The organism is Streptomyces sp. NPDC006332, assembly GCF_040612855.1.
Taxonomy (GTDB): domain Bacteria; phylum Actinomycetota; class Actinomycetes; order Streptomycetales; family Streptomycetaceae; genus Streptomyces.
In genome coordinates this window covers 92809-104304 of the sequence record NZ_JBEXRA010000016.1, presented here as the reverse complement: position 1 = coordinate 104304, position 11496 = coordinate 92809, and the positions used below count along the sequence as shown (strand labels likewise).

Here is an 11496-nt window from a genome sequence, read left to right as displayed (position 1 = left end):
ACGGGACGCCCGTCGCCGTCACGGCCAGCTACGACAAGACGGCAATCGTGTGGGACCTGGAAACCGGCACCCCCCGCCACACCCTCACCGGCCACAGCGGTGAGGTGAATGGAGTGACCGGTGCCGTCCTGCCGGACGGGACGCCCGTCGCCGTCACGGCCAGCTACGACAAGACGGCAATCGTGTGGGACCTGGAAACCGGCACCCCCCGCCACACCCTCACCGGCCACAGGGAGTGGCTCTCTGCCGTCGGCAACGCTGCGCTACCGGACGGGACGCCCGTAGCTGTGACAACCGGCCACGACAAGACCGTGATCGTGTGGGACCCGGCAACCGGGCGGAAGATGTGGAGCACTCAACTCCCTGACACCGGTCTCTGTGTAGCGGCCATCCCCGCAGGATTCCTTATCGGCCACGGTCCGGACATCGCATGCTTCCTCTGGACCGATCTCGAAGGGCTTCTGGCCAGAGGCTGGCCGGAACCGAGCAGTGGCCAACGCGTGTGCTCATACTCGGCTGTGTAACCTCCTCAGAGCGCGCCCGGTGGGTGGTTCAGCAAGGCGGGGGGAGAGGTATGCCCGCGAACTCCCGGACGTCTCGGGTCAGATGGGCCTGGTCGGCGTAGCCGGTGCGGGTGGCGGTCTCGGCCATGGGGGTTCCGGTGCGGGCCATGGCCAGTGCGCGCTCGAGGCGCAGTAGGCGTCCCAGGCTGCCCGCCAGGGTGCGCCCCACATCGGCGCGCAATGGCGGGACGAAGGAGCGGTACTCGTCAGTGCGCCAGAAGTCAACGCCCTGGAGCTGCTCGTTCGTGCGGCTGAGTCGGTCCCGACTGGTCATCTACCAGCCGAATTCCATCTGGATGGGGATGCCGTCCACGATCTCGGTCTGGGCATTCGGAGTGATATCGACCGGCACGCCAAGCTGGGTGGCGATGGGCGTGTATAGGTCGGTGGAGACCTCGGGGGTGCGCAGGGAAATCAGGAGGGCATAGCTGACGGGGAGACCGATTCGGTCATTGCGCTTGTTTGCCTTCCACCAGCCGCCGACCGGGTAGACCGCGAGTGTGCCGCAGTCGGCGAGTTCGGCCGCTGATCCACGCCAGATGTCCGCATGCAGGGAGCCGAGGTTGCGGAACCGCGGGCCGACCAGCCAGCGGCTGTTGGACTCGAACGCTTTTGGATTGCCGACCCCATCGCTTTCGTGTTCTGCCTGCTCGGCCAACCGCCTCTGGAATGCCTCGCCGGATTCGGTGGAGCCTTTGATGGCGAAGCGCAGACCATGTGAGGCGTAGCTGTAGCGGCCGAGCATGCCGCGCCGGCCTGGATTGGGTTCGATCATGTAGGCGAGCGTCACGCGCAGGTCCACGGTGGTTTCGGCCAGCTCGCGGAGCTGTTCCAGGGGCCACGGCAGGTTGTGCAGCTTCAGCTCGGCGAGCCGGACCTGCCCGCCCTTGACCCGCTTGAACGGCACCAAGGTGTTCTGGACGATCATTGTGACGGCGTTGGAGGCACTGTTGCGGATGCGTTCGGCGGTGGGCATACCCCAGCCATAGCGGCGGATCACCTGCCGCATGACCTCGCCTTTGGCCAGCTTGGGAGTCCCGGTCTTCTTGAACAGTCCCTGATCGACCATGGCCGGGGTCCACTGGGCTTCGTGGACGAGCAGGGCGCGGACCGTTTCCGGTCGCAACCCGGGGTAGGTGCTCATAGCTGTGGCGGCCAGTGCAGCCGCCTGGGCGGTGGCAGCGCTTGTAGCGTTCGTCCAGGTCAGCTGACGGGCTGGGTCGTGGTGAGTGGTCGCCACGCTGAGCAGCTCATGCTCGTCCAGAATGCTGTCGTCCGGGGCGACGAGCATGTTGCCGCCCTCCAGCACGATGTCAGGCTTCGTGACGGCCGCATTGGCCAGTGCCACCGAGGTCCGGCTGAACGGCGACAGGCCGCCCGGAGCGACCAACGGCCGGTAATCGCGGAACAAAGGGATATCGGGGATGGCATCCAGGTGCGTGCAAGCGCCGACGGTGAGCACGTTGTGCGCGTGGGCAGGTTCCTCGATGCGCGACAGATCGGCGAGCAGCAGCGGGTCCAGCGTGCCTTCTTCGGTGCGCATCTGTTGAGGCTTGGCGCCGCGGATGTTGCCGGCGCTGACGATGATCAATCGTGATGCATCCGGGTCGGGCGCGCCGATCAGGTCGATACGGTCGTCCCGAACGGTCACGTCCGTACCCGCGGCCAGGGCGTCCAAAGTGGCTGACCACAAGGTCGCTGTGCCGTCAACGCCGTTCTCGCCGACGCCCGACTGCCGAGTGATGGCCATCGAGAAAATCCGGGCCGACGGTGAGGGACCGCCGTTACCGATCTCGGCGGTCGCCACCGCGTTGGCGGTCGTCTCGGCGCAGGTGCGCGGAGACGTTGCCGGCGCATGGCCATCGTTGAGGATCTTTACCGACTCCAGACCGTGGCTCAGCACTACAGGGTCTTTCGACTGCAGAGCAGCAGAGACATCACCGAACAAGGCGAGCCCAGCCATCTGCGTGCCGTGCCCGTGCCGGTCGGCCGGCGTGCTGCCAGGCAGCACGGTGTAGGCACGCTCGTGCAGCGCAGGCTTGAGGAGGGCGTGTTCCTGGGCTATGCCCGTGTCCAATACACACACTGCAGGGGCCTGCGGGCCAGCCGGCTCGATGCGTCCAGCGAGATCTTCGACGAGTTCCACGCGGAAGGCGCGATCGACGGCGTACAGACCCTCGGCAAAGGTCGGCGTGCGAATTTCGGCGGGACAGGCGTTCGTGGCCAGCAGGACCGTCAGCTCCTCGCCGGTCGTCGCGACATGCGCGACGAGGCGCTCACCTACTCGGATCGCCCGGTCGCTGATACGCCACTGCCGCTCGCCAGCCAGGGCTCGCAGGGTGACGACCGGATCGGTCGGCGTGATCCGCGGATCGAACCACAGCTCCCACCACCGCTCCTCGTGCAAGGGCGGCAGGTCCTGCCGTTCCTGCCAGAGGTGCTCCAACAGCGCCCGCTGGATCTGCTCCATATTGGCCACCAGCGGGGCCTGCTTCGGGTTGCCGCCGTCGGTGTCTTCCGTGAAGTCGTTGATCCGCTGCGTGAACGAGGCGACCTTGTCGAACGGGATCCATACCAGCGCGTCCTGCGGCGCGTCGGCGGACTGCGGATGGCTGCTCAAGAGGGTCAGGCCCGCGCCGTCCAGACGCTCCAGCATCAGAGGGTGGTCTGGCGCCGCCTCGATCCGCACGGCGAAACCGTCCGGCTGAAAGGCATCGGAGATGTGTCGCGCGATCTGAGCCGACTCGTGTTCTGCCGTCTCCAGGCCACCCACCAGCGCAGCGGCGTGTCCTTGCCGGTCCTCTCGCTGGACCAGGTCCGGCCCGCCTCCGCCAGAAGTCTCCGGCCGCGGTGTAAGCGTGGCGGCTTGCCAAGGAACCATCAGATGCGGGGTGGACCTCGCAGGAGCGGCGGGCTCAGGCATGGTGGGACGCATGCCGCTCGCTCAGCGCCTCCAGTAGCAGCCGTTCGTCCACCACGTTACTGTCGCCCAGAATAGCCCGCTTGGCCGCCGCCTCCGCCGCTTTGACCAGCTCTGCGTGGCTCAGGCCGGATGCACTGTCTGTCACGGCGCACCACCGTACTGTGCTGGTATCCATTCCGGCTAGCCGTCGGAGCATGACCTGCACCGCTTGATCGGGCGTGGGCGGACCGTAGGTCGCGATCATGTCGAAGCGGCGGAAGAGCGCCCGGTCCAGGAGCTGGTGGTGGTTGGTGCCGGCTACGACGAGGCTCTCAGAGGGAGCCTCGTCCAGGAACAGCAGAAACGAGTTCAGGATTCTCCGTGCTTCGCCGACGTCATTGCCCGCCGCACGCTCGGCGCCAAGAGCATCGAACTCGTCGAACAGATAGACAGCCCGGGTCTGGGCTACGGCATCGAAGACCAGACGCAGCTTTGCAGCGGTCTCACCCATAAACCGGCTGATCAGACCGTCGAGGCGGATGGTGAACAACGGTAGTTTCAGCTCGCCGGCCAACGCTGCGGCGGTCATGCTCTTTCCCGTGCCTGGAGGTCCAGACAGCAGGACTCGGTGCACTGGTGTGAAGCCGAAACGCTCCAGCCGAGCGCGCTGGCGCTGCTCGTGCAGTACCCGATCCAGTGACGCTCGCAGCCCCGTGTCGAGGGTCATGTCATCGAGTTGGGTGTCCGGGTAGCCCGCTGTCAGGAGACTGGTCAGCTCGCCGCGCGGCTGTACTACTGGAGTGGCGGCATTTTGGTTGCTGGCCCTGCCCGGTTTCTGCTGGGCTGCCTCAACCAGATCACGCAGCTCTACTGCGAACTTTCCTTGCCCCTGGCGAGCCGACTTGGCTGCCACCTGCAGGGCAACGCTGTAGAAGAGGTCGTCGTTGGCCTCGGCGTGCGCGCGCACCAGAGCTTTCAGGTGCTCGGCGTTCGCCGCCATCGCCCGTCACCCTTCCGATGCCCGCGTCCCGTAAGGGAGGTCTACCCAGGAGCCGGTGGACACCTGCAAAAGCATCGTACGGCCCTCGACAGGAGGCTGCTGCCCAGACCTGCATCACCCGCTGAGAGCGCTGCGGATCATGCTTGACAGAGACGGCCGTTCCGTCCCGCGTTTTTAGCCGCGGAAGCGAGAGCCGATGGAAGATCAGGCCGCGCAGTTCGCTGGAAAGGGGGGATTAGCCCCCCATCCCTTTCTCGATTGGCAGCCGGTGCCGCATCGTTCGAGTGCCAGGTAGGAGGCGAGCAGGACTCTGTAAGCGAGGTGACGGTGCAGTACGAGAAGCGGGCTCCGGGCAGAAGGCTTGTCGCATCGTGATCCTTTTGGGGTGGAATATGTTGGCTGTACTTCGCTTCCGCTGCGGGTAGGCAGGCTGCCGTGGCCAGCGTCTTCCAGCGGTGCAAGAAGGACGTGAGGCATCGGGCCTACCCGTGTCGGAAGGCAGGGTGTGGTCATGGGTGGACGGTGCGATATCGCGAGCCGGGCGGGAGAAGGGGGCGCCAGAGGGAGAAGTCGTTCCCCCGACGGGCAGGGCCTGATGGTGCTGATGCGTTCGCCGTCAAGATGGAAGACGGCAAGCGGACTGGCGTGCGCCTCAACCCCGAGCCGGAGGCCACGCCAGTGCGTGAATGGGCGTACGGCTGGTTGGAGCGCAAGAGCATCGGCGAAGGGACGCGCCGAAACTACGAAGGGTTCGTGCGCAACCACCTGGTTCCGCATCTCGGGCGCAAGACGTTGGTAGGACTGAGGCGCTCCGACATCGAGAGGTTCGCCGCAGCCGTCTACAACCGTGGACAAGGGATGGCGGCTGCCACGATCAACGATCGCTTGGTCCTGGTGTCAGCCATGCTGGAGGCTGCCGTCGTTGATAGCCGCATCCCGTGCAACCCGGCAAAGGGCGTCCGGATCGGCCGCTCCCGGCTGCGTCCGGTAGATGCTGATGAGATCCCCTCTCTCGATGAGGTCGATCTGCTCGCTCGATGCATCGCCCCGCAGTACCGGCTCACCGTCTATCTGCAAGCAGCAGCTGGTCTGCGGGTCAGCGAGGCCCTCGCGCTGTCGGCCGAGTGCAGACGGTCCGGCTCCGTTCGGGTGCGCTGGCAGGTCAGCTCGAGAGCCCGCAGTCGTGATTGCCGCGCGACGTTCGTTCCGCTCAAGGCCCGGGTTGAGGGCGAGTACCGCGATATTCCGGTCGCGCCGTTTCTCGACAAGGAGATTGACGCGCACCTCTCGCAGTGGGCTCCCGTGCCGGTTGACTTCACCGGTCCGTCTGGCGAGCACCGGCAGCTGTCCGTGTTCTTCGCACCCCGCGACCGCGGCAAGGGCGTAATGCCCACTGCGTCGACGTACGGCTATCACTTCAGGAAAGGGTGTGTCGCTGCAGGGCTTGTGGGCAGCCGGGGGAGGCCGAAGTACACGCCGCGCATCCTGAGGGACTTCTTCGCCTCGACGGCGCTTGCCCATGGCATTCCCATCCATGAGGTCTCTCGCTGGCTTGGGCATCGGTCCATCAAGGTCACTGTCGACACCTACGGACACCTCGTGCCGCGGGCGTGGAGCCGGTGCCGGGAGATCCTTCAGAACGCCATGCGGCCGGGGCCTCAGTGCGCCCCGGCACCTGGCCATGTTGCGTGTGGTGCTGGATGTGGTGGATGAGGCCCGACGGTGCTGGATCGGTGCTGGATATGATCAGTGCGACGGACGTTTCCGCAGGTGGGAGCGCTGCACTAAACATTCCGGTTCAACGTGTAGCTTCCCCGTTGATGGACGTGAGATAGATCCGTCAAAATGCAGGTCAGAAGGGGTCGGGCTCTGACGAGTCCGACTCGTGGACCTGGAGCGGCGTCCGACCTGGACGACCCGGACGACCATTTCACCGTTGTCGATGGTGGTTCGTTCAGTGGTGCAGGCCGACCAGCAGATCAGGGCCGAGCCGTCCGATGGCTTCGGTGTTGAGCCGGTAGTACACAGCGGTCCCCTCCCGGTGCGTCAGGACGAGCCCCGCCTCGCGCAACTGCCGCAGATGCCGCGAGACCTGAGGCGATGTCATCCCCAGTCGGGCCGCGAGCTCCGCCGTGGCCGCGGGGCGACGCAGGATGTTCCGGCAGATCAGCAGTCGGGTCGGGTCCGCCAGCACCGCCATTCGCCGTTGGACCTGTCCCACGGAGACCGTCGCCGCGTTCTGCATCGCCGGGTACTGCACGACGACCGGATAGCCGGGGACGTGCTTGACGACCATGTGCGGATCTCCGTGCACACTCGGCACGAGGATGCAGGGCGTGCACTCGTCCAGCCGCGCTGTCGCGTGGTCCAGCTTGTCGACGATCACGCGGGGCGGGTCGTCCGACGCGGTGCCGATGCCGTCGAAGGCCGCCGCGACGCCGTGCAGACGCAGCTGCCGCTGCCGGGCCCGGGCATCGGCGTTGACCTCGGCCCGCACCCGGCGCCACTCCTTGTCGAAGAGCGCCGCGTCGAAGGCAGCGAGGAAGCCCAACAACTCGTCCCGGAACCGGGCCGCGTCGTCGATCAGCCGAAGTCCCAGGTCGTAGCGGCGCAACGAGATCAGCCGCAACCGCCGTAGAGCCCCCGCCGGGTCCTGCGGCGGCTCGCCGGAGGTTCGGTTCTTGCTGATCAGCGCCTCCAGGGTCAGCGCTGTGAAGGCTTCGACGGGCAGTCGCGACACCTCGGCGAGCTCGGTGTCCAGTGAACGCTCGGGCCCCGTGGCCAGTGGCAGCAGATAGCGCGCCCGGAACGCGCCCCACAGGGGAGCCCACACCGTGGCACCCAGACCTGGGAGATCAACAACGTCGGCGACTCGAACTGGATGGACGGCGCGGACGCCCACGGCCGGACGCGGCTGGAGCGGCTGCGCGCACTGAGCGCGGACTTCGAGCGGCACGGCATCCCGGTGCGCTTCGACGTCGTGCCGGGTGTGGCCCACGCGGCGATGCACATCCTCGAACCCGTCAAGGAATTCTTCACGTCGATTCTGAGAGAAGAGAGAGCCCGATGAGGAATCCGTACGTCAGACCGGCCGTCCGTGCCGCCGCCGTCCTCATGGCCGCGAGCCTGATCAGCAGCTGCGCCGTGGGGGCCGCGGACAGCGGAAGGGACAGTGGGAAGGCGGTCGCGTATCCCACCAAGGGCATCTCGCTGCTCGCCCCCGGCAGCCCCGGCGGCGGCTGGGACACCCGCGCACGAGGCATGGCCCTGGCTCTCACCCAGTGCAAGGTGATCGACCAGAAGGTCACCGTGAGCAACAAACCGGGGCCGGCGGCACGATCGGCCTGGCCGACTTCGTCCAACACAAGGGCGACCCGCACCAGCTCGTGGTGATGGACACGGTGACGGTGCTGGGCGGCATCGCCGTCAACAAGTCCCCGGTCGACCTGAGGTCGCTCACTCCCGTGGCCGGCCTCACCAAGTCCCCGAGCGCCATCGTCGTACCGAAGAACTCTCCGTACGACGATCTGGAGAGTCTGCTCGCCCAACTGAAGAAGAAGCCGAAGTCGGTCAAGTGGACCGGTGGCTCACTCGGCGGCGCCGACCACATCCAGGCGGCGCTGCTCGCCAAGAGCCAAGGCGTCACACCCTCCAAATTCAACTACGTGCCCACCGGCGGTGGCGGCGAGACGGTCAGTCTGCTGCTCAGCGGCGCCGCGACCGTGGGCATCTCCACTGTCACCGAACTCCGCGGCCAGATCGAGGCCGGAGACCTGAAGGTCCTCGCCCTCGCCGAAAAGTCCGAAGGGCAGGAGATCAAGGGCATCGACGCCCCGTCGCTGGCTGAACTGGGGCTGGAGGAGGCTGCCCTCGGGAGCGTCGGCGGTGTTCTTGCCCCGTCCGCCCTGTCCGACGCCCAGCAGCAGGCCATCGTGAAGATGATGCGCAAGATGCGTGATACGAGCTGCTGGAAGAGTGTGCTGAAGCGGAACGACTGGGCGGATGCCTGGACCCCTGGCGACGAGTTCGGCGGCCTGATCGAGAAGCAGGAGGGTCAGGTCAATGAGGTCCTCAAGGAACTGGGGCTCGTGAAGTGACCGCCTCTCAGCAGCCGTCCGGGCCGAACCGGTCGGCCGAGCAGCATCCGCAGCTCCCGCAGGCCTCCATACCCGGGGGCCCCGAGCAGCGGCCGGCCGCCGACCGGCCGCCACTCGGGACCCGGGTGATGGCGCTCTTCATCCTCGCCGTTGGCCTCACGGTGCTGATCGGCGCATTCCGCATTCCGCAGGGCGGCGGCTTCCAGGCGGTGGGCCCGCGTCCGTTCCCGATTCTCGTCGGTGCGGCCGGCACCCTCGTCGGCGCCGTCGGCGTCCTACAGGAATTCCTGGGCCCTCGGCTCGGAGCAATGCTCGGCACCCGGTTGCGGCGGCCGGCCGGAACCAGGGAGCTTGCCGAGCCGGAGGAGCGCTCCGACCGGGCCCCGGCGCCCCCCGCACGGTGGCGTCCGACGTCAGTTCTTCTGGGGACTCTGGTCGCGTACGCACTGATCATGCCTTTCGCCGGCTACTGGCAGGCGACAGCTGTCTTCTACGCCGCTTCAGCCCGCATCCAGGGAAGTCGCAACTTGTTGCGTGACGCAGTGGTCGGACTCGTCCTCGCATGTGCGACCCATTTCGTTTTCGATCGGCTGTTCGGCATCGACCTGCCGCCCGGCTACCTGCGATTGGCTTTCTGAAATGGAAGTTCTCGGCAATCTCGGCGGCGGCTTCGCCCACGCCCTCAGCCTGCAGAACCTGCTGCTCGCGCTGGCCGGAGTGACCCTGGGCACGCTGGTCGGCGTGCTGCCCGGACTCGGCCCCGCCACGACGGTCGCCCTGTTGCTGCCCGTCACCTTCGTCTTCGACCCGGTCGGCGCCCTCGTGCTCTTCGCCGGCATCTACTACGGCGGCATGTACGGCGGATCCACCACCGCGATCCTTCTCAACGTTCCCGGCGAGACGGCCTCCGTACCCACCACCCTCGAAGGCCATCCCATGGCCAGAAGGGGTCGGGCCGGAGCCGCTCTGGCGACCGCAGCGGTCGGTTCCTTCGTCGCGGGCACCATCTCGACGGTGGTGATCACCTTCCTCGCGCCCGGCATGTCCGCTGTGGCGAAACAGGTCCAGCCCGCCGAGTACTTCGCCATCATCGTGCTCGCCTTCGTCACGGTCGCCGCGCTCATCGGCGACTCGGTGATCCGCGGCCTCTCGAGCCTCTTCCTCGGCCTCACCTTCGGGCTCGTCGGCATCGACGCCCTCACCGGCCAAGCCCGCTACACGTTCGGTCTGCCACAGCTGTACGACGGCATCCCGCTCGCCTGTCGTGGCCCTCGCCGTCGGTCTCTTCGCCGTCGCCGAGGTGCTGTTCACCACCTGTACCCCGAACCAGTCGGAGCAGGTCGCCTCCCTGCACGGCAGGGTCGGTATGACTCGTGACGACTGGCGCCGCTCCTGGCGCCCCTGGCTGCGCGGCACCGTCCTCGGCGTGCCCTTCGGCGCGATGCCGGCCGGCGGCGCGGAGATCCCCACGTTTCTCAGCTACAACATCGAGCGTCGTCTCGCGAAGCGCCGGAAGGAGCGTGGCAAGGGCGAGGACGAGTTCGGCAGGGGCGCCATCGAGGGCGTAGCGGGCCCCGAGGCAGCCAATAACGCCGCCTTCTCCGGCGTGCTCATGCCACTCCTCACGCTCGGCATCCCCACCTCAGCCACGGCGGGGGTCCTGCTCATCGCCTTCCAGATCTACAACCTCCAGCCCGGGCCCCAGCTGTTCGAGCAGCAGTCCACACTCGTGTGGACGCTCATAGCCAGCCTCTACATCGGCAACGTCATGCTGTTGGTACTCAACCTCCCCATGGTCCGGATCTGGGTCAGGCTCCTGCGCCTCCCGGCACCGGTCCTCAGCGCGGGCATCCTGTGCTTCGCCCTCCTCGGCGTATACGCGCTCTCGCAGAGCACGTTCGAGATGATGATCGCCATCGGGGTGGCGGTCCTCGGTCTGTGCATGCGCCGCGCCGGCTACCCCATCGCACCGCTCATCCTCGGTGCGGTGCTGGGACCGCTCATGGAGGCTCAGTTCCGACGGGCCCTGGCCTTCAGCGAAGGGGACCCGGCGGTCTTCCTCACCCGACCCGCCTCGGCAGCGATCCTGTCGCTGGCTCTGGTCGCGCTGGTGGGACCCGTGCTGCTGCGGCGCCGTACGAAGGTCCGTCTCCCGGAACCCGAGTAGGCGGAGCCGGCGCGGACCGATGTCCGTCGCCGTGTCGTGCGACGCACCTGCGCCTCTCAACGGGGGGCCAATGCCGCCGCGCCGGACGTCGCCAGGCGCATCGTCCAGTGCGGCGGCCTCGACTGTTCACCAGGTGAGGGTCTGTCCAGCACCATGAGCCCGACACCGCTACGCCGCTGACGACTCGGCCTGAAACACGGGCAGCGGCATCCCCGCCGCCCCGCCAGACCCGGGCTCCGCGATCCGTGCGTGGCCGCTGTGGGGCAGGACTGCCCATACGGTCTTGCCTCCGTCGCTTGTTCGCTCGACGAACATGACCCCGCTCAGCTCCTCGAGCAGCGCGTGCACGATCAACAGGCCACGGCCGTGAGGCGTGTTGGCGTCGCTCCGCCTGAGCGACGGCCAGGCGGGATGACTGTCGTGCACTCCCAGACGTATCCGGTCACCGTTGAGCAGTTCTACGGTGACGCGGGCTTCGACCGTGGCCGCGGACGCGTGGAGTACGACGTTCGTCAGCAGCTCCGAGACGATCAGGCGTACGGCCTGGGCGGCATCGTCGGCGTCCGGTATCCCCCATTCCCGGAGGATGACGAGGACGGATCCGCGGACGAGAGGGACTTCGTCGGCATGGACGGGAACCTGGATGGACCGGGTCCTGCGGTACTCGGCGTTCACGGCGCTCGGGCTCCTTCGCTGGTCCGGGAGGCGGACAGCCCCCGGGGACAGCCACGCTACGAATCCTGCCGACGACTACGGCGAGACTTGCC

12 protein-coding genes and 1 pseudogene are annotated in these 11496 nt (G+C 67.2%); 8 read left to right on the top strand and 5 right to left on the bottom strand.

Annotation, left to right across the window (positions count from 1 at the left end):
• Window positions 1–524: PQQ-binding-like beta-propeller repeat protein (locus tag ABZ027_RS17140; protein WP_356768962.1), on the top strand; the 524-nt coding region annotated here is incomplete at its 5' end.
• 28 nt (window positions 525–552) lie between these two features.
• On the opposite strand, the pseudogene ABZ027_RS17135 reads toward ABZ027_RS17140, so the two are convergent.
• The 3 genes and pseudogenes from ABZ027_RS17135 to ABZ027_RS17125 all read right to left on the bottom strand — a co-directional run.
• Window positions 553–711: pseudogene (locus tag ABZ027_RS17135) on the bottom strand (helix-turn-helix domain-containing protein); the annotation flags it as partial.
• A 126-nt stretch (window positions 712–837) separates the two neighbouring features.
• Window positions 838–3336, bottom strand: a complete 2499-nt coding sequence (locus ABZ027_RS17130) for a S8 family peptidase (protein WP_356768960.1) — start codon at window positions 3334–3336, stop codon at window positions 838–840.
• Window positions 3337–3478: 142 nt separating this feature from the next.
• Window positions 3479–4465: an AAA family ATPase gene (locus ABZ027_RS17125; protein ID WP_356768959.1), complete on the bottom strand. Its 987-nt coding sequence runs from the start codon at window positions 4463–4465 to the stop codon at window positions 3479–3481.
• A gap of 621 nt (window positions 4466–5086) precedes the next feature.
• On the opposite strand from ABZ027_RS17125, the gene ABZ027_RS17120 reads away from it, so the two are divergent.
• Window positions 5087–6178, top strand: coding sequence for a tyrosine-type recombinase/integrase (locus tag ABZ027_RS17120; protein WP_356768957.1), 1092 nt, complete (start codon window positions 5087–5089; stop codon window positions 6176–6178).
• 241 nt (window positions 6179–6419) lie between these two features.
• On the opposite strand, the gene ABZ027_RS17115 is transcribed toward ABZ027_RS17120, so the two are convergent.
• Window positions 6420–7298 (bottom strand): DUF5937 family protein, encoded by an 879-nt coding sequence (locus tag ABZ027_RS17115; protein WP_356768955.1) that lies wholly within the window; start codon window positions 7296–7298, stop codon window positions 6420–6422.
• 48 nt (window positions 7299–7346) lie between these two features.
• Here ABZ027_RS17115 and ABZ027_RS17110 point away from each other — a divergent pair, with 48 nt between their 5' ends.
• The 6 genes from ABZ027_RS17110 to ABZ027_RS17085 all read left to right on the top strand — a co-directional run bounded on the left by ABZ027_RS17110 (window position 7347) and on the right by ABZ027_RS17085 (window position 10729).
• The gene (locus ABZ027_RS17110; RefSeq protein ID WP_356768953.1) at window positions 7347–7535 is read left to right on the top strand and encodes a hypothetical protein; all 189 of its coding nucleotides are present in this window, start codon (window positions 7347–7349) and stop codon (window positions 7533–7535) included.
• The gene (locus ABZ027_RS17105) at window positions 7532–7858 is read left to right on the top strand and encodes a hypothetical protein (protein ID WP_356768951.1); all 327 of its coding nucleotides are present in this window, start codon (window positions 7532–7534) and stop codon (window positions 7856–7858) included. Before ABZ027_RS17110 ends, ABZ027_RS17105 begins: the two co-directional genes overlap by 4 nt.
• A complete protein-coding gene (locus ABZ027_RS17100; RefSeq protein ID WP_356768949.1) occupies window positions 7747–8562 on the top strand; it encodes a tripartite tricarboxylate transporter substrate-binding protein in 816 nt (271 codons plus the stop codon). The genes ABZ027_RS17105 and ABZ027_RS17100 overlap by 112 nt, the downstream gene beginning before the upstream one ends.
• Window positions 8563–8690: 128 nt before the next feature.
• Complete coding sequence (locus ABZ027_RS17095; RefSeq protein ID WP_356768947.1) at window positions 8691–9200, top strand: tripartite tricarboxylate transporter TctB family protein; 510 nt, start codon at window positions 8691–8693, stop codon at window positions 9198–9200.
• A gap of 1 nt (window position 9201) precedes the next feature.
• Window positions 9202–9939 (top strand): tripartite tricarboxylate transporter permease, encoded by a 738-nt coding sequence (locus ABZ027_RS17090; protein WP_356768945.1) that lies wholly within the window; start codon window positions 9202–9204, stop codon window positions 9937–9939.
• Window positions 9827–10729 (top strand): tripartite tricarboxylate transporter permease, encoded by a 903-nt coding sequence (locus tag ABZ027_RS17085; protein WP_356768943.1) that lies wholly within the window; start codon window positions 9827–9829, stop codon window positions 10727–10729. The genes ABZ027_RS17090 and ABZ027_RS17085 overlap by 113 nt, the downstream gene beginning before the upstream one ends.
• Window positions 10730–10897: 168 nt before the next feature.
• Here the strand turns inward: ABZ027_RS17085 and ABZ027_RS17080 are convergent, their stop codons facing one another.
• Window positions 10898–11404 carry an ATP-binding protein gene (locus ABZ027_RS17080; RefSeq protein ID WP_356768941.1) on the bottom strand — a complete coding sequence of 169 codons (507 nt, stop codon included), beginning with the start codon at window positions 11402–11404 and terminating at the stop codon, window positions 10898–10900.
• Window positions 11405–11496 lie beyond the last annotated feature (92 nt).